General features: G+C 64.3%; 16 protein-coding genes. 7 read left to right on the top strand and 9 right to left on the bottom strand.

The annotated features are described in order from the left end of the window. Window positions 1-8: 8 nt before the first annotated feature. Window positions 9-2,069 carry an NAD(+) synthase gene (locus tag MSKU9_RS13250; RefSeq protein ID WP_141261867.1) on the bottom strand — a complete coding sequence of 687 codons (2,061 nt, stop codon included), beginning with the start codon at window positions 2,067-2,069 and terminating at the stop codon, window positions 9-11. A 126-nt stretch (window positions 2,070-2,195) separates the two neighbouring features. Here MSKU9_RS13250 and MSKU9_RS13245 point away from each other — a divergent pair, with 126 nt between their 5' ends. Continuing rightward, entirely contained in the window at window positions 2,196-2,372 is a 177-nt protein-coding gene (locus tag MSKU9_RS13245) for a DUF1328 domain-containing protein (RefSeq protein ID WP_010508831.1), read from the top strand. Here MSKU9_RS13245 and MSKU9_RS13240 read toward each other — a convergent pair. The 7 genes from MSKU9_RS13240 to MSKU9_RS13210 all read right to left on the bottom strand — a co-directional run bounded on the left by MSKU9_RS13240 (window position 2,326) and on the right by MSKU9_RS13210 (window position 6,875). After that, on the bottom strand, window positions 2,326-2,835 hold the full coding sequence (locus MSKU9_RS13240; protein WP_141261866.1) for a disulfide bond formation protein B: 510 nt from the start codon (window positions 2,833-2,835) through the stop codon (window positions 2,326-2,328). The genes MSKU9_RS13245 and MSKU9_RS13240 overlap by 47 nt on opposite strands. Before the next feature lie 6 nt (window positions 2,836-2,841). Continuing rightward, window positions 2,842-4,194, bottom strand: coding sequence for an alpha,alpha-trehalose-phosphate synthase (UDP-forming) (locus tag MSKU9_RS13235; protein ID WP_141261865.1), 1,353 nt, complete (start codon window positions 4,192-4,194; stop codon window positions 2,842-2,844). Next, the gene (otsB, locus tag MSKU9_RS13230) at window positions 4,182-4,937 is read right to left on the bottom strand and encodes a trehalose-phosphatase (protein ID WP_141261864.1); all 756 of its coding nucleotides are present in this window, start codon (window positions 4,935-4,937) and stop codon (window positions 4,182-4,184) included. Before otsB ends, MSKU9_RS13235 begins: the two co-directional genes overlap by 13 nt. A gap of 96 nt (window positions 4,938-5,033) precedes the next feature. Then, window positions 5,034-5,681, bottom strand: coding sequence for a DUF2155 domain-containing protein (locus MSKU9_RS13225; RefSeq protein WP_141261863.1), 648 nt, complete (start codon window positions 5,679-5,681; stop codon window positions 5,034-5,036). After that, window positions 5,678-5,908 carry a hypothetical protein gene (locus MSKU9_RS13220; protein ID WP_141261862.1) on the bottom strand — a complete coding sequence of 77 codons (231 nt, stop codon included), beginning with the start codon at window positions 5,906-5,908 and terminating at the stop codon, window positions 5,678-5,680. The genes MSKU9_RS13225 and MSKU9_RS13220 overlap by 4 nt, the downstream gene beginning before the upstream one ends. Next, window positions 5,905-6,447, bottom strand: coding sequence for an outer membrane lipid asymmetry maintenance protein MlaD (gene mlaD / locus MSKU9_RS13215; protein ID WP_141261861.1), 543 nt, complete (start codon window positions 6,445-6,447; stop codon window positions 5,905-5,907). Before mlaD ends, MSKU9_RS13220 begins: the two co-directional genes overlap by 4 nt. Before the next feature lie 59 nt (window positions 6,448-6,506). Next, complete coding sequence (locus MSKU9_RS13210; RefSeq protein ID WP_141261860.1) at window positions 6,507-6,875, bottom strand: NADH-ubiquinone oxidoreductase subunit NDUFA12 family protein; 369 nt, start codon at window positions 6,873-6,875, stop codon at window positions 6,507-6,509. Between the two features lie 344 nt (window positions 6,876-7,219). Between MSKU9_RS13210 and MSKU9_RS13205 the strand changes: the two genes are divergently transcribed. The 6 genes from MSKU9_RS13205 (at window position 7,220) to MSKU9_RS13180 (ending at window position 14,570) form a co-directional block, all read left to right on the top strand. After that, window positions 7,220-8,782, top strand: coding sequence for a TSCPD domain-containing protein (locus tag MSKU9_RS13205; RefSeq protein WP_141261859.1), 1,563 nt, complete (start codon window positions 7,220-7,222; stop codon window positions 8,780-8,782). Between the two features lie 46 nt (window positions 8,783-8,828). After that, a complete protein-coding gene (locus tag MSKU9_RS13200; protein WP_141261906.1) occupies window positions 8,829-9,296 on the top strand; it encodes a RidA family protein in 468 nt (155 codons plus the stop codon). Window positions 9,297-9,374: 78 nt separating this feature from the next. Next, window positions 9,375-10,529: a GNAT family N-acetyltransferase gene (locus MSKU9_RS13195; RefSeq protein ID WP_162851955.1), complete on the top strand. Its 1,155-nt coding sequence runs from the start codon at window positions 9,375-9,377 to the stop codon at window positions 10,527-10,529. Between the two features lie 107 nt (window positions 10,530-10,636). After that, window positions 10,637-11,623 (top strand): zinc-dependent alcohol dehydrogenase family protein, encoded by a 987-nt coding sequence (locus MSKU9_RS13190; RefSeq protein WP_141261858.1) that lies wholly within the window; start codon window positions 10,637-10,639, stop codon window positions 11,621-11,623. Window positions 11,624-11,942: 319 nt separating this feature from the next. Then, the gene (locus MSKU9_RS13185; RefSeq protein WP_141261857.1) at window positions 11,943-13,709 is read left to right on the top strand and encodes a DEAD/DEAH box helicase; all 1,767 of its coding nucleotides are present in this window, start codon (window positions 11,943-11,945) and stop codon (window positions 13,707-13,709) included. Window positions 13,710-13,808: 99 nt separating this feature from the next. After that, on the top strand, window positions 13,809-14,570 hold the full coding sequence (locus tag MSKU9_RS13180; RefSeq protein WP_141261856.1) for a hypothetical protein: 762 nt from the start codon (window positions 13,809-13,811) through the stop codon (window positions 14,568-14,570). A gap of 92 nt (window positions 14,571-14,662) precedes the next feature. On the opposite strand, the gene MSKU9_RS13175 is transcribed toward MSKU9_RS13180, so the two are convergent. Beyond that, window positions 14,663-15,130, bottom strand: coding sequence for a hypothetical protein (locus MSKU9_RS13175; RefSeq protein WP_141261855.1), 468 nt, complete (start codon window positions 15,128-15,130; stop codon window positions 14,663-14,665). Window positions 15,131-15,196: the final 66 nt, after the last annotated feature.

The raw sequence follows: 15,196 nt of genomic DNA, 5'->3' as shown, positions 1-15,196 counted from the left end.
AGATTGGTTCAGTTTAATGGAACACGATTTTCCAGTTCCTCCAGCCAGATGCGGGCATTGCCATCGGACGGCGCGCGCCAGTCCCCGCGCGGCGACAGCGCACCGCCGGCCACGACCTTCGGCCCGTTGGGCATGGCCGAACGCTTGAACTGGCTGAAGCCGAAGAAACGGTTAAGGAAAACACCCAGCCAGTGCCTGATTTCAGGCAGGCCGTACGCCCGCCTGCTACCGGCAGGGAAACCCGGCGGCCATGCCCCCTGCGTGGCATCGCCCCACGCATGCAGCGCCATGAACGCGATCTTTGACGGACGGAACCCATACCGCAGCACATGGAACAGGGTAAAATCCTGCAGGGCGTAAGGACCGATCAGCGATTCCGTGCTCTGCACCGCCTGCCCCGCCGTGGCGGGCACCAGTTCGGGCGAGATCTCGGTGGACAGGATGGCGTCCAGCACGGCACAGGTCCGTGCCTGCTCCCGCCCGTTGGCCATAACCCAGCGGATCAGGTGCTGGATCAGCGTTTTCGGCAGGCCGGAATTGACATTGTAATGCGCCATCTGGTCACCGACACCATAGGTACACCACCCCAGCGCCAGTTCCGACAGGTCCCCCGTGCCAATCACGATCCCGCCCGACTGGTTGGCCAGCCGGAACAGGAAGTCCGTCCGCAACCCCGCCTGCACGTTTTCAAACGTGACATCGTACACATCCTCGCCAGCCGCGAAGGGATGCCCCATCTGTTCCAGCATCAGCCTTGCCGCCGGACGGATGTCGATTTCACGCGCCTGTATGCCCAGCGCCGTCATCAGTTCATGCGCATTGCCATGCGTGTCGCTGCTGGTACCAAAACCGGGCATGGTATAGCCCAGCACCGCCTGCCGCCCCAGCCCGCTTTCATCTGCCGCCCGTGCCGCCACCAGCAGGGCATGGGTCGAATCAAGGCCGCCCGAAACGCCAATGACCAGCGTTTTTGCCCGTGACGCCTGCAACCGCCGCTTCAGGGCCGTAACCTGTATGGTAAACGCCTCGTAACAGTCCTGATCCAGCACCGCCGGATCGCTTGGTACGAAGGGAAAGCGGGGAATGGCGCGCCGTAACCCGATATCATCCATGGGTGGCGTCAGGGTCAGGTCGATCCAGCGCCAGTCCGGTGTCCCTGCATGTGCGCGGTTATCGGCAAAGCTGCCCATGCGCAGGCGTTCCTGCCGCAGCAGGTCAAGGTCCACATCTGCCGTCAGTGTAACCAGACCGGAAGGGAAGCGGGCACTTTCCGCCAGTATCGCGCCATTTTCAAAAATGGAGGTCTGTCCGTCCCATGCCACGTCCGTGGTCGATTCCCCTTCTCCCGCCGCAGCGTAGACATAGGCACACACGCAGCGCGCGGAATGGGACTGGCACAGCAGCGTGCGCGTACGCGCCTTGCCTACCGTGATATTGGACGCCGACAGGTTGGCGATGACCGTGGCCCCGGCAAGGGCTGCCTGAATGCCCGGTGGCTGGGGCACCCACATGTCCTCACAGATTTCGGCAGCCACCACCAGCCCCGGCACATCACGGGCACGGAACAGCAGGTCGGTGCCAAATGGTACATCGTGGCCATTGATCGTAACATGGCCGCCCCGCAGCCTTGCACCGGCGCTGAACTGCCGGGTTTCGTAAAATTCCCGGTAACCGGGCAGGTAGGATTTGGGAATGACACCAAGAATCCGCCCGTCATGCAGGGCTATGGCACAGTTATACAGCGCATCCCCCCACACCACCGGCGCCCCCACCAGCACCAGCGGCCGCAATCCCGCCGTCTGCGCCGCAAGCCACGTGATGGCGTCTCCCACGCGGTCCAGCAGCACATCCTGCTGGCGCAGGTCCTCGATCGCGTAACCCGACAGGCCCAGTTCGGGAAAAACCGCGACCACCACCCCCGCGTCATGGCAGGCCCGGATACCGTCATGGGTGCAACGCGCGTTTGCCATTGGATCGGCCAGCACGACCGGCAGCGTACACGCAGCCACACGCGCAAACCCATGGGTGTACAGAGCGTAAAATCCGGCCGTGCCGCTGCCTGCTGTCATATCCTGCATCCCCGTCCCCAAGGCCAAAATCGTGCCCCCCGATGAACCGTGTGCCATCTGGCGCATTGTTATAGAGCGGATGGCATGCCCGCGTCTGTCACAACAACGATCGGAAGGAACCGGATCATGGACCTGTTACGCTGGACCATCACATTCCTTGTCCTGGCCCTGATCGCCGCGGTCTTTGGCTTCGGCGGCATATCTGACACCTTTGCCTATTTTGGCAAGGTGCTGTTCTTCGTCTTTATCGTCCTGTTCATCCTTGGATTGTTTTTCGGCCGCGGCCGCGGAACTTCGCCCTGATCCGCAATCCCCGGCGAACAAGCGGGATCAGCGCAAGGGCATAGATCCCGTCCATCATGGCCATGGACACTGGCACGCCGGGTACCAGATAGGTGGCCGCGTCGCACGGCTTGGCCGGACGACGCGGCATGGAGGCCAGACGTTCGGCAAAACTGCCGCCGTGGAAAGTGGGCGCACGGCATTCAGGCAGCGGGCTGGCCCACCAGCCCTGTTCCACCCCCACATGGACCACCGACAGCCCGAAGGCGCATAGCAGCACCGGCAGGCACAGCCACAGCAGGCTACGCGCCATGTCACGCGGCAGAACGGTGGCCAGTCCCCCCAGCACGATCAGGATACGGTAAGGCCAGCGTTCCCACAGGCACAGCCCGCAGGGTACGTGACCCAGGGCATACTGGCTCCACCACGCCACACCAAGTGCGGCAAAGCCTGCCAGCACCATCAATAAAGCAGTTGAACGCATGGCCGGTTACGATCGGTCCACGACGGGTGCGGCCTGCAGCGCGCGCATGAAATCAGCGGCCCAGCTTACGGCTGTCGTGCTGCTGACCTCCCGTTCCAGGGCCTGCCAGCGCGTACGCCGTTCCGCAAGGCCCATCGTCAGCGCTTCATGCAGGGCATCGGCAATTTCGTCAGGGTCATACGGATTGACCAGGATCCCCTCATCCATTTCCGGCGCGGCCCCCGCGAAATGCGACAGGATCAGCACACCCGGATCAGCCGGGTTCTGTGCCGCGACGTATTCCTTGGCCACAAGGTTCATTCCATCACGCAGGGGCGTAATCAGGGCGGCTTCCGCCCGGCGGTAGAACCCGGCCAGAACCTCACGCGGGAGGGGGCGGGTGATGTAGCGGATGGGTGTCCAGTCGAATTCCGAATACGCGCCGTTGATCCGCCCGGTCAGTTCATCCAACTGGCGACGCAACTGGCGGTATTCCTCCACGCTGCCACGCGAAATCGGGGCGACCTGCAGGAAAGTCACCTTGCCCCGATGTTCGGGATAGCGGGCCAGAAGCGCTTCATACCCACGAAAGCGTTCGGGCAGGCCCTTGGAATAATCCAGCCGGTCCACGCCCAGCACCAGCTTGGCCCCACGCAGGCTGCCCTCCAGTCGCTCGATTTCCGGCCCCTGCATGCTTTTTTCCGCCTGTGCGCGGAATTCGTCGGGGTCGATGCCAATGGGGAAAGCCTGCCCACGCGGCGGCAGGCCATTGACCTCCAGCGAATGGTTCAGATTCTCGGCGTCCTCGGGGGTCTGCACGCCTACCAGATCGTAGCTCTGCATGTCTTCCAGCAGCAGTTCCGCGCCGGGCAGCGACCGCACCAGACTCCATGGCGGAAAGGGAATATGCAGGAAGAAGCCGATCCGGCACTTCACTCCCAGATCCCGCAGCGCCTGCCCCAGCGGAAACAGGTGGTAATCATGCACCCATATCACGTCATCGGGCCGCAGCAGCGGCAACAGCGTGCGCGCGAACATGGCGTTGACCGCAAGGTAGGTTTCCCAGTCCGTGCGGGAATAGTTCATCAGCCCCACACGGTAATGGAACAGCGGCCACAGGATCCCGTTGGAGAAATTCTGGTAAAATCCCTCGTACTGCAGCGGAGTCAGGTCAATGGTGGCATAGGTTACGTTATCAACCTGATCCAGCCGCGGCACGGGATCGCCGCCATGAAGCTGCACCTGCTTGCCTGACCAGCCAAACCACAGCGATTCCCCTTCGCGCAGCGCGTCTTTCAGGCCAACAGCCAGACCACCGGCGGGCTGGCTGCGTTCACGTGGGGACGGGACGCGGTTGGAAACAATAATCAGTCGCCCCATGCGTCCCTGCCCCCCTGTGCCAGTTGCGCAAGCCAGCCACGAAAAGCAGCGGGATCAGGGAAATCGGCAGGGATACGGAACCCAACCCCGCCCAGATGCACCGCCATGCGGATACCATCTTCATCCGTTACGTCATCGCCGACAAAAATGGGGGACCGGCCGGCAAAGGGCGCACTTTGCATAAGCACTTCCACCGCATGGCCCTTGTCTATTCCGGCAGGGCGGATTTCCCATGCCATCTTGGCGGCCTGAACGTGAAACGCGCCGCCTGTCGCGGCAACCCAGCCATCCGCCACCCTGCCCAATGCCTCGCCCGCATCGGGGGCGCCACGGTAATGCAGCACCAGACCCGCCTTCTTGCGTTCGATCCGCACACCGGGATGGGCGTGGGCCAGCTGGTCGGCCTGTTCAATCCACGCGGCGGGCACGGACGGCAGGGGGGCGCGTTCAACGGCCTGCCTCGGCGCGTGCCGGATGGCGATGCCATGTTCACCCGCCACGGCATAGGGTACATCCCCCAGAAAATGGTCGATCTGATCGATGGGCCGCCCCGAAATCACGGCCAGCGCATTCCCACATTTGTCGCGCAGGCGCCTGAGTGTATCAAGCAGGCCGGGCGCCACCACGACGGATTCAGGCGTGGGCGCGATATCAACCAGTGTCCCATCAAAATCCAGCAGGAATGCCGCGCGGGCAGGCGGGGGCAGCCGATCGAGCGAAGGAAGGGAAGGTATCTTGCTCATGATGGATCTAGCCTCCGGCAAAGCTGGGGAATACGCAAGCCCGGAACCATACCGGACAGGCCGACAGCATTGATACGATACAAATTAAACTATTATCTAATGCAGCATTAGCGGGGCTGCCCCCTCATCCGCCGGATCAGCAGGCGGCAGGGCCGGAAGTGGCGGGGAAGCCGGGGGCGCTGCCGTAGGGGCCTGCGAGGGAGACAGGGGCTGTGGCGCGTCAGCAGCCCCCGTACCGGTCGTGGGCGACGGGGCGGCGGCGGCCACCGGGGCCGGGCTGCCATCCGCACCGGGCTGCGGAGCGGCGGCAACCGTCAGCGGCGGCGGCACGGGGGCCACGGCATCCCCGCCGCAGCCCGCAAGCTGTACGTCATATAGCGGGTTCTGGAACACGCCGGTCGCGGGTTCAGCTATGGCCATCCAGCCCTGAAAGGCCGCCATGCCTTCATGCGCGTCATGCACTTCCAGCCATGCAGCGCTGTCCGCTGGCAGGGTGGCCGGGCGCTGCAGGCATGACGTGGCGTGCAGCGTCAGACTTTTATATGTCACATCCTGCCCCGTGGGGATGTCGAGCATCTGGATATGGGCATCCAGCTTGTCCAGCACCCGCACCGTGGCAATGGTGCGTCCCTGCCACGTATCGGGGGGATACATGGCGGGTGGGGCCAGCCATTCAGCGGCATGGGCGCAGGCGGGCAGGCTGGCAAGCAGGGCGGCGGGCAGGCAGCGCAGCAGACGCCTCATGCCTTCGGGCTCCGCAGGCTGTTCACAAGATCCAGCAGGATCTGGCGCATCGCCGCCTCATCCACGCCCATCAGGATCGCGTCCTCGAACGCATCACGGAGAATACCCTGCAATTCAGTATGGTTTTCCTGCAATATCAGTAATTTGTCACGACACGACACCGGCGCGCCATCGGGTTGCGGCCAGACCTTTGGCATGCCCGCACCATCGCCTGCCTCATGGTTCATGGTGTCTCTCCGCCCGCAGGGGCCTGCGCAGGCCGGGAAGCCTGGGCCTTGTCCTGCCGGGCCTTGGTCAGCGTATCGGTGACGGAGAAGATGAACTTGCTCAACAGTTGCTCAAGGCTGATCGCGCCCTGCGTCTGGCCGATCGTACCGCCGGGGGCCAGCATCCTGTCATCCCCACCCGGCGAAAGGGCGATGTATTTGCCCCCCAGCAGGCTGTCGCTGGTAATGATCGCCGCCGTATCATCGGGCAGCTTGATATCGGGCCGCACGGTAAAGGTAACCTGGGCTGCAAAGGTTTTCGGATCGACATGCTCATCGACCACCTGACCGACCGTGATACCGGCCAGCCTGACGTCCGATCCCACGGACAGGCCATCGATATGGGCAAAGCCCGCATTCAGCCGATAGCCTGATTCATGCGGACGCCCCTTGTCCAGCACGGCATAGGCCAGCAGTCCCGCCAGTACGGCCAGCACGGCAAACCCGGCAAGGAGTTCCGCAGGCTGGCGGACCGCCCGCCCTGAAACAGCAGCAACCATGTTGGCAAAGCTTCCCCAATATCCAGTAGCGCGCACCCTAGCAGGTTACGCCACCGGTTTCATCCCTCGGGGTACCATGCCTCATAATCGCTGGTAGTTGAAGCCCGCTGCCCACCGCGCAGGTCGCTGCCGGGGGGATGATACGCCGCCACCGTCCCGGTCTGGTTGGGCTGCCACGGCTGCTGCCATGGCTGGCGCGCGCTTTCGGGCAGGGGCGCATTCTCCATATGGTGCAGCCAGCCCCACCATTCGGGCGGGACGGCGGATGCGTCCTCCCCCTTGTGATAGATGACCCAGCGTTCATGACGCTTTTCCCCGCCGCCGGTGCGGTTGGGTGTCCGGGCCTCATAATAAGGTCGGCCATCGGCGTCCCTGCCGACCAGCCGCCCCTTGAAATGCGTATAGATACGGGTGCCTAGATTTGCCATGACCGAAGCCTAGTCCGCCCGCACGCGCGCGGTCCACGCGCATATGCGCGACCGGCCGTCACATCTGCGGGATCAGGGTGGCGGCAGGGCGGCGTCCATGTCCCCCCGTGCAGTTACAGGCCTGACGGGATGCGCTATCGCGCAACGGGACTCGATTCCTGCCGTCAGCGTGGCAGCACAGCGCAATTTCATCGCTGTCCCGGCCCATGCATACTTATCCCCCATATCCACGGTATCCAGTGGAATGTATAGTTGCGACTCCGGTCCAGACGGGTTCCGCACGCCCTGTCCGTGCCGGTAAAACAGAAGGCATGACAGCACGAAGCCACTGGAACGGCGTGCGCATGCGAACCGTAGAGGCCGCAGCGGACCCCGACGACGCACCACGTTCCGTTACCCTGCCCGCCGACTGGGATGACACGGCAGCCGAGGCCCTGGCCCAGCTTGCTCCCGGCCATGGTCCCGCCAGCCTGCCGGCGGAGGCGGCGCGATGGATAGACGACCTGTGTACGGGCGAGGTAGCCGGCCCCACGGTCCGCCCCATCGCGCGCACGCTGTCGTGCCTGCTGCTGATGCGGCAGGCGGCCCCCGCGGAAAGCCTGTGGCATGGCCACCATGACCGCAGGCCCGCCTTCGTGGTCAACCTTGCAGCCTTTGTCGAAGCCGATAACGGGTTCATGGCCACCGATTTTGTCGCGGCCCTGCGCCTGCTGGCCCGCGTGCTGCGCGCGGTGTCGCGGCAGAAGATGCCCATGCGCAATGGAGAACTGCCGCTGCCCGACCCGTTGGGCCGGACCACTCCGCACCTGCGTGCCGTTCCCGCCCCCACTGTCGCGGATCCGCATGAACGCCCGCCCACGGCTGGCGCCATCCTGCTGACCAACCTTGACGCCTGCCTTGCAGGGCTGGGGCTGGATTATGACAGCGAGGCCGGGCGCGACGCGGCATGCAGCATCGTGGCCCTCGCCACCCTTGTCGCCCATTCCGGCGAGGGAGCGGACGCCATGCCCCTGCCGCCCGTGCGCAGCATCCTGCCCGGTGTCAGCCAGATCGCACGCACGGTGTGGCAGGAAGCCGCCGTCGAGACCGACTGTCCCGTCGCCCGCGTCGAAACCGGCTTTTCCACACCCGGCCCGATTGATGCGCTGCTGGGGGTGGAATCATGCGGGCTGGCCCCGGTCTTCTCCCCCCTGCGCGCCGACGGGCGTCTGGCCACCAGCACACTCGCGCGCCTTGCCTGCCGGGGGCTGACGCTGGAAGCGGCATTCGCAGCGACCCTGGCGGGGGACACCGTGCTGCCGCTGCCTGGTGCCGCATCGCATCAGGCCATGCACCGCGCGCTGAGCGGGTTCGTGGACCGCGTGCCCGCCCGCCCCGATGCCACACGCGACACGCTGGCCACCCGCGCGGGGCTGGAACGTGGCGCACGCCGCCCCCTGCCCGCGCGCCATGGCGGCTTTACCCAGAAGGCCAGCGTGGGTGGCCACCGCCTGTTCCTGCGCACGGGTGAATACGCTGATGGGTCACTGGGCGAAATCAGCCTGACGCCCACGCGCGAAAGCCCGATGGTGCGTGGCCTGATGGATACGCTGGGGCAGGCCGTCAGCATCGGCCTGCAATATGGCGCGCCGCTGGAAAGCTATGTCGAGGCGTTCGCCTACACCCATTTCGGCCCCGCCGGCACGGTGGAAGGCGACCCGGTTGCATCCTATGCGACATCCATGCTGGACTACGCTTTCCGCGCGCTGTCCGATGCCTATCTGGGCCGCAGGCTGCCCGACGCCCCGCATGAGGACATGATGGTGGACAGCCCCGCTCCCATGCTGCCGCTGAACCTGCCCGAATCCGGCAATGACGATGGCGATGACACTCCCCCACGGCGGCGCAGGCTGCGGCTGGTCGGATAACGCGACGGCCCTGCTTCCCCCGCCCCTGACGACAAAGGATGACCCGATGCCCGACACCACCCCCGAACAGCGCCTGAAGCAGCTTGGCATTGTCCTGCCCACCCCGGCCGTGCCGGTTGCGAATTACGTCGCGGCCGTCATCAGCGGTTCCTCGCTGGTGGTATCGGGGCAGTTGCCGCTGGTGGATGGCAAGCTGCTGACCACGGGCAAGCTGGGCGACAGCGTTGCCGTTGAACTGGCGATCGAGGCCGCGCGCTACAGCATGGTCAACGTCATCGCGCAGGTTAAGGCCGCGATTGGCGACCTGTCGCGTGTCAAGCGCGTGGTGCGTCTGGGCGGGTTCATTGCCTGCACACCTGACTTCACGCAGCATGCCGCCGTCATGAACGGCGCATCCGACCTGGCGGTGGCGGTGTTTGGTGACGCGGGCCGTCATGCGCGCTCCACCGTGGGCGTGCCATCGCTGCCGCTCGATTCGGCTGTTGAAGTGGAAGGCCTGTTCGAAATAGGCTGAGGCAAAGCCCCACCACAATAAAAGGGAGCCTGTCATGACCCCAACGCCCCACGCGGTTTTTCCACTGGCGCGCCCGTCATGACCGGCACCACCATGATCCTGCACCGCAGGATAGCCGAAATCCCGGCGCACGAATGGGATGGCTGTGCGGGCGATGACAACCCGTTTGTCAGCCATGCCTTCCTGTCCGCACTGGAAGACAGTGGCTCTACCGGACCGCAGACCGGCTGGATGCCCCAGCACCTTGCCCTGCGCGACGGAACGGGACGCCTGCTGGCGGTCGCACCACTTTATGCCAAGGGCCATTCCTACGGCGAATATGTGTTCGACCAGCAATGGGCGCAGGCCTTCATGCAGGCGGGCGGGCAGTATTACCCCAAATTGCAGGTGGCCGTCCCCTTTTCCCCCGTGCCGGGACCGCGCCTGCTGGTACACCGGGACGCGCCGGATGCCGATGTCCTGCGCCAGCTTGCAGGCCGGGCGCTGCGGCAGGCCTGTGGGGAACTGGACCTGTCGTCGGTCCATGTCACGTTCTGCACGCAGCATGAATATGACCTGCTGGGACAGACCGGCTGGTTGCAGCGCCTTGGAATGCAGTATCACTGGGACAACTGCGACTACACCAGTTTCGATGATTTCCTGGACACCCTTGCGTCCCGCAAGCGCAAGGCCATCCGCCGCGAACGGCGTGACGCCAATGCCTGTGGCCTGACCTTCCATACCTGTCGCGGCAGTGAGATCACCGACGCCCTGTGGCATGATTTCTATCAGTTCTACCTGTCCACCGTGGACCGCAAATGGGGCAGCGCCTATCTCCAGCCCGGCTTTTTCCCGCTGCTGTCGCAACGGCTGGGGGACCGGGTGGTGCTTATGATTGCAAAACGCGATGGGGTGCCGGTGGCGGGAGCGCTCAACCTCATGGGACGCGACACGCTGTATGGCCGCAACTGGGGACGGCTGGAGGGGGACTGGCCCTTCCTGCATTTCGAGCTGTGCTATTACCGCGCCATTGATTTCGCCATTGCCCACGGGCTGAAGCGGGTGGAGGCAGGTGCGCAGGGTGAACACAAGCTGCAGCGCGGCTATCGCCCCTGCCTGACCCATTCCGCCCACTGGATCAGCCATCCCGGCCTGCGTGAGGCGGTAGCGGAATTCCTGCGCCACGAACGTACCGCCATCATGGCAGGACTGCCCGCGCTGGACGCCATGACCCCCTACCGCGCCGGGTCGTGATGGGCATGATGATACATGTCATGCCGCATGAACACCCGGACATGATAGCGTAGCATGACGACTGGCGGCCCGCAGGCCGCAGCCTGACAGCCAAGGAGCGGCCCCCCATGTACGCAATGCGACTGCTTGCCCCCCATACTCCCCTGCAATGGACCGAACTGCCCGACCCCACGCCGGGACCAGGGCAGATCCGTGTAAAGGTGGGGGCATGTGGCGTATGCCGCACCGACCTGCATGTGGTGGATGCGGACCTGCCCTTTCCCGGCCATGCGCTGACACCGGGGCATGAAATCGTGGGCCGGATCGATGCCATCGGCCCGAATGTGGAAGGCCTGCATATGGGCCAGCGCGTGGGCATACCGTGGCTGGGCCATACCTGCGGCTGCTGCCATTACTGCGAAACCGACCATGAAAACCTGTGTGACCACCCGCTGTTCACCGGCTACACGCGCGATGGCGGCTATGCCACCATGGCGGTGGCTGATGCGCATTTCACCTTCCCTCTGCCCGATGGGGATGACGACGTGGCGACGGCCCCGTTGCTATGCGCGGGGCTGATCGGCTGGCGGTCGCTGGTCATGGCGGGGAAGGATGCGCGCAGCATCGGGCTTTACGGTTTCGGGGCAGCAGCCCACATCATAGCCCAGGTGGCGGTATGGCAGGGACGCTCGGTCTATGCCTTCACCCGGCCGGGTGACACGAAAACGCAGGAATTCGCCCGCTCGCTGGGTTGTGTCTGGGCTGGCGGATCGGATGAGCAGCCGCCCGAACAGCTGGACGCCACCATCATATTCGCCCCCGTGGGCGCGCTGGTGCCCGCCGCACTCAAGGCCGTGCACAAGGCCGGGCGCGTGGTCTGCGCGGGCATCCACATGAGTGAGATCCCTGCCTTTTCCTATGACCTGCTGTGGGAGGAACGCCAGATCGTCTCGGTCGCGAATCTCACAAGACAGGATGGCATCGATTTCCTTGAACTGGTGCCGCGCGTGGGCATACGCACCACGACCACCCCGTACCCGCTGAAAGAGGCGAACAGGGCACTGGATGACCTGCGCCATGGCCGCTTTGAAGGGGCTGCGGTCCTGGTGCCCTGACCATGCGTGGCCAAAGGCGGGGATGACGGCCACAGGGTGCGTATGTTACTGGTGCCATGATCGCCCGCCTGTTTTGACGCGCCCTACGGCAACCGGCCGAAAGGCACAATGCCCATGCAGGTGGAAAATACCCCCCGATCCCCGCCGGAAGGGTATTCACGACCGCTGCAAAAATGCCCCCGCCATTATTATTTCTGGCTTTTGGGGCAATCATTCTTTATGCACCGGCCTTCTCCCTGACGCATGAACACGGGCCGGCGGCCAGTTTCCTTCCTGCGTCGCCCGTGTTCTTCATGTTTTTGTCCGGATTGCCCGATACATGCCGTTTCCCGAAACCCACCCCGCCCTGCAACGCGCGCTGGACGAGCGTGGGTACGATAACCCTACCCCCGTCCAGACAGCCGTGCTGGATGTCGCCGCCGAAGGGCGCGACCTGCTTGTTTCCGCCCAGACCGGGTCGGGCAAGACCGTCGCCTTCGGGCTGGCCATGGCCGATACCCTGCTGGGTGGGGCCGAACATTTTGGCCCGGCGGGTCCGCCGCTGGCCGTCATCATCGCGCCGACACGCGAACTGGCCATGCAGGTCACGCGTGAACTGACGTGGCTGTACGCACCAGCGGGTGGCCGTATCGTATCGTGCATCGGCGGAATGGACGCGCGGCGTGAAGCCCGTGCGCTGCAGATGGGTGCCCATATCGTGGTCGGCACGCCGGGCCGGCTGTGCGACCATCAGTCGCGTGGCCGTCTGGACATGTCCCAGTTGCGCGTGGTCGTGCTGGATGAAGCAGACGAGATGCTCGACCTCGGCTTCCGTGATGAACTTGAGCAGTTGCTTGACGCCATGCCCAAGACGCGTCGCACGCTGCTGTTCTCGGCCACCATCGCCAAGGAAATCGCGTCGCTGGCGCGCCGTTACCAGAACGACGCCGTGCGCATCGACACCCTGTCGGGGGCCAAGCAGCACGCCGATATCGAATACCGCGCCATCGTCGCCGATGCGCGCGAACTGATCCCCGCCGTGGTCAACGTGCTGCGCTATACCGACAGCCAGACCACCATGGTGTTCTGCGCAACACGTGAAATGGTGCGCCACATGCAGGCGGCACTGGTGGAGCGCGGCTTCTCCTCCGTCGCCCTGTCGGGTGAACTGGGGCAGAACGAACGGACGCGTGCCATCGACAGCCTGCGCAAGGGTCAGGCCAATGTGTGTGTCGCAACCGATGTGGCTGCCCGTGGCATCGACATTCCCGCGCTTGCGCTGGTGATCCACGCGACCCTGCCGACCGACCCCGCCACCCTGCTGCACCGTTCGGGCCGCACGGGCCGCGCGGGACGCAAGGGCGTGTGCGTGCTGATGGTGCCCATGTCGCAGCGCCGCCGCGCCGAACGCCTGATGCAGGGTGCCAAGATCACGGCCACATGGTCCGGTGTGCCGACAGCCGCTGACATCCGCGCCAATGACGCCAGGCGCCTGCTGGCCGATCCCGTCCTGAACGAGGACGTGGCTGAGGCGGACAAGGAACTGGTTGGCCAGCTGGTTGAAGGCCGCAGCAGCGAACAGCTTGCCGCCGCCCTGCTGCAGATGTACCGCGCCCGTCTGCCCACACCGGAAAACGTGCGCCACATCACGCCTGACGCCCCGCGCCCCGTACGTGAGCGCAGTGAGCGCGACGGTCCCCGCCCCACACGCGACAGCTACGCCAGCGCCGAACCTGGCGCATGGTTCGCCATGAATGTGGGCCGGCAGGAAAAGGCCGACCCCAAGTGGCTGATCCCGCTGATCTGCCGCCTTGGCGGCGTGCGCAAGGCGGATATCGGTGCGATCCGCATCAACGATACCCAGACCCTGTTCGAGATCACTCCGGATTCGACCGAGAAATTCCGTTCGTGCATTGCCGCGATCGAGAATGACGAAGTGCAGATCACACCCGCCAGCGCACCGGCCGGGGGTGCTCCGCGCCGTGGTGGTCCGCCGCCACGTGGCGGGCGTCCGTTCGGGCGCAAGCCCGGTGGTGGTCGTCCCGGTGGCGGGTTTGGCGGGCCGCCGCGCGGTGCGGCGTCCTCCCGCAAGCGTCCGCGTTCATAAACGCGGCACGCAACCCGATAAAAGACGCTGTGTTTCTTTCATGCCCGGTTTCAGCCGGGCATGTCTGTTTTCATGACCCTATGACAGGACGGGACTGCCGTGTTCAGACTTCGTCATTCCATCTTCTGCCTGTTTAGCCTTCTGGTGCTGCTGACCGCAGCCCCTGCCCATGCTGATCCCGATACTGCGCTGGGCCGCGAACTGGCGTCGGCCATCGGACATTACGCGCCTGATACCGACCTGTTCGGAAAAGGGCCGCTGGCCACCGTCGTGAAACAGACACTGGGGGCACAGTACGACAGCTTCATCCGGAACATGGAAGTAGCAGGCCCGCTGGAGGCTGCGGGCGACGTCCTGTTCATTACCGGCAACCGACGGCATGAAGGTGGCAGCCGCACTGCATGGCTGCTGATTGACCGGGGGGGACGTAACATGACGGTTGGCCTGCTCAACCCCGGCATGCTCTCACTTTACACAATCGGCCCGGTCCCGCTGACCAAACCTGCCGATGTACGGACCCTGATTGAAAACCTTGATGCCGACCCACCGTTCTGTAACCAGCCACAGGACCTGCCACCGGGCGGACGGCTGAACTGGCAGGGCATGCTGGAAGCGGGTGGCACATGCGTATATCGCATCGGCCTGCATCAGGGTGAGCAGGTGACAGCGCGGCTGGATGCCCCCGCTAACGGGCTGGAACTGCGTGTTATTGACCCCCATATGAACCATGCCGGTGTCACGTGGTCATGGACCGTGCCGCGCGATGACCTCTACCTTGTCGAGGTTGCTCCACGCCCCGATGCCACGGTGCAGAAGGGACGCGCCTTCGCCTTCCGTCTGGGCGTCAGCACGCACCCCTGATAAAAAAGGTCCGTTCCCTTGCGGAAACGGACCCTGAAAAAGGTGGGCGACCGACATGGCCGCATTCCGATGGCATGAACCTGTTCAATATTTTACTGGCTGTTGCCACCGCCCAGGAAATTATTGAGACTGGAGCCGGTCTGGCTTTTCAGATCATCCCAGCGCTGGCGTTCGGCACTGCCTGCGTTGCGCAGGTTGTCCAGACGGTTTTTCGGGGCATTGCGAATCGCATCCAGACGGTCGCGACCATTCTGGATTTTATCGTCAACACGGCTGCGTGCGCTCTCCAGCTTCTGCTTTTCCGCATCACGGGCGTTATCCCAACGGCCAACCGTGTTGTCATGCAGGCTGTTCACCCTGTCATCGTAATCCTGCTTGAGGTTCTGCTGACGGTCCCGCAGGCGGCTATCCGCGCAATTGCCCGCCTGCGCCGCACGGCCCAGCAGATCCCAGCCAGGAGTGTTCTGGCCATTGTCGCAATCAGCCGCCATGGCCCCTACGGTTCCCCCCACGGTTGCACCGGCAAGGGACAGGGCAAGAAGATATTTATGGAATTTCATCAACAGGACCTTGAAGCAATTGTTTTCTACATGAATTTTACGAAAATCATAGACCATATTCCGGTC

This window comes from Komagataeibacter diospyri, assembly GCF_006538165.1.
GTDB lineage: Bacteria > Pseudomonadota > Alphaproteobacteria > Acetobacterales > Acetobacteraceae > Komagataeibacter > Komagataeibacter diospyri.
This window is presented reverse-complemented; position numbering and strand designations above follow the sequence as displayed.

Excerpts from the sequence above, each read along its gene's own strand:
- MSKU9_RS13250 (WP_141261867.1), bottom strand. The coding sequence starts at position 2,069 with ATGACAGCAGGCAGCGGCACGGCCGGATTTTACGCTCTGTACACCCAT.
- MSKU9_RS13245 (WP_010508831.1), top strand. The coding sequence starts at position 2,196 with ATGGACCTGTTACGCTGGACCATCACATTCCTTGTCCTGGCCCTGATC.
- MSKU9_RS13240 (WP_141261866.1), bottom strand. The coding sequence starts at position 2,835 with ATGCGTTCAACTGCTTTATTGATGGTGCTGGCAGGCTTTGCCGCACTT.
- MSKU9_RS13235 (WP_141261865.1), bottom strand. The coding sequence starts at position 4,194 with ATGGGGCGACTGATTATTGTTTCCAACCGCGTCCCGTCCCCACGTGAA.
- otsB (WP_141261864.1), bottom strand. The coding sequence starts at position 4,937 with ATGAGCAAGATACCTTCCCTTCCTTCGCTCGATCGGCTGCCCCCGCCT.
- MSKU9_RS13225 (WP_141261863.1), bottom strand. The coding sequence starts at position 5,681 with ATGAGGCGTCTGCTGCGCTGCCTGCCCGCCGCCCTGCTTGCCAGCCTG.
- MSKU9_RS13220 (WP_141261862.1), bottom strand. The coding sequence starts at position 5,908 with ATGAACCATGAGGCAGGCGATGGTGCGGGCATGCCAAAGGTCTGGCCG.
- mlaD (WP_141261861.1), bottom strand. The coding sequence starts at position 6,447 with ATGGTTGCTGCTGTTTCAGGGCGGGCGGTCCGCCAGCCTGCGGAACTC.
- MSKU9_RS13210 (WP_141261860.1), bottom strand. The coding sequence starts at position 6,875 with ATGGCAAATCTAGGCACCCGTATCTATACGCATTTCAAGGGGCGGCTG.
- MSKU9_RS13205 (WP_141261859.1), top strand. The coding sequence starts at position 7,220 with ATGCGAACCGTAGAGGCCGCAGCGGACCCCGACGACGCACCACGTTCC.
- MSKU9_RS13200 (WP_141261906.1), top strand. The coding sequence starts at position 8,829 with ATGCCCGACACCACCCCCGAACAGCGCCTGAAGCAGCTTGGCATTGTC.
- MSKU9_RS13195 (WP_162851955.1), top strand. The coding sequence starts at position 9,375 with ATGACCGGCACCACCATGATCCTGCACCGCAGGATAGCCGAAATCCCG.
- MSKU9_RS13190 (WP_141261858.1), top strand. The coding sequence starts at position 10,637 with ATGTACGCAATGCGACTGCTTGCCCCCCATACTCCCCTGCAATGGACC.
- MSKU9_RS13185 (WP_141261857.1), top strand. The coding sequence starts at position 11,943 with ATGCCGTTTCCCGAAACCCACCCCGCCCTGCAACGCGCGCTGGACGAG.
- MSKU9_RS13175 (WP_141261855.1), bottom strand. The coding sequence starts at position 15,130 with ATGAAATTCCATAAATATCTTCTTGCCCTGTCCCTTGCCGGTGCAACC.